This window comes from Enterobacter sp. CGMCC 5087 (assembly GCF_003144775.1).
GTDB classification, from domain to species: Bacteria; Pseudomonadota; Gammaproteobacteria; order Enterobacterales; family Enterobacteriaceae; genus Enterobacter; species Enterobacter cloacae_M.
Genome location: NZ_QFXN01000293.1, coordinates 1 through 823 on the forward strand (window position 1 = coordinate 1; position 823 = coordinate 823).

The 823-nt window shown below is 58.2% G+C and carries 1 protein-coding gene; it reads right to left on the reverse strand.

The genetic code is table 11. The features are described 5' to 3' along the window. On the reverse strand, window positions 1-823 hold an 823-nt coding region (locus DEO48_RS24790; RefSeq protein ID WP_309136850.1), incomplete at both ends, for an ImcF-related family protein.

Here is an 823-nt window from a genome sequence, read left to right on the forward strand (position 1 = left end):
GGCGACAGGCTGTGCAAAAGGCTTCCAGGCAGCAATGGCGTCCGGGTCTTTTTGTACCCGTGCTTTATGCCAGTCGGTATGCCTGAGGGCATAATCCAGATGCTGCATCAGCTGTTGCTGGATTTGCCCCTGTTCCGGAAACGCTTTTTGCCAGCGTCCTGCCATGTACTGCTCCACGAGCGGAATGCTGCGCCCCGATGCATCTTCCGTCATGCGCATCACGCGCAGTACCGACATTTTTTCTTCACTGGCAGGAGGGGCCTGCTGCAGGTCCTGTGCCAGCCCCACCAGCACAGCCGGCAGAAACTGCTGCTGCAATAACGCAAGGTAGGACGTTTCCACATAAGGACCGATACGGCCCCCCTGATACAGCCCCATATCCGCCAGTGGGGTGTTTTTACGACGGTAATCGCCAAACGAGAGTGTGGCCTCCCGGATAAGGTTCAGTCGTGGCAGCAAATCGGCGCCAAATGCCTGTTGTCCTGTACTTTCACGTGCACCGATAAACTGTCGGGCAGACAGCAGAACCTGATGTCCCGCATCACGGTTCGCCAGGTAATAGTGATACCAGCCCAGACTAAAAAGAGACGCCGTCAGCACCATGAGACCGGTGCCGATGGACATCCGGCGACGGCGATACAGCTGATGTAAGCGACTCTCCCCGGCAAGATGGGCCTCAGGAAACACCACTCCGGTAAAGAGCTGTCGAACAAACCAGACGCTGGACTCGCCGCGCGCGGCGCAATACGCCGCATCCGTCAGACGATAACGCCGGGCCGTCGCCCGGGAGAAGCCATCAAAAGGCACACCCTGCTGGTATACC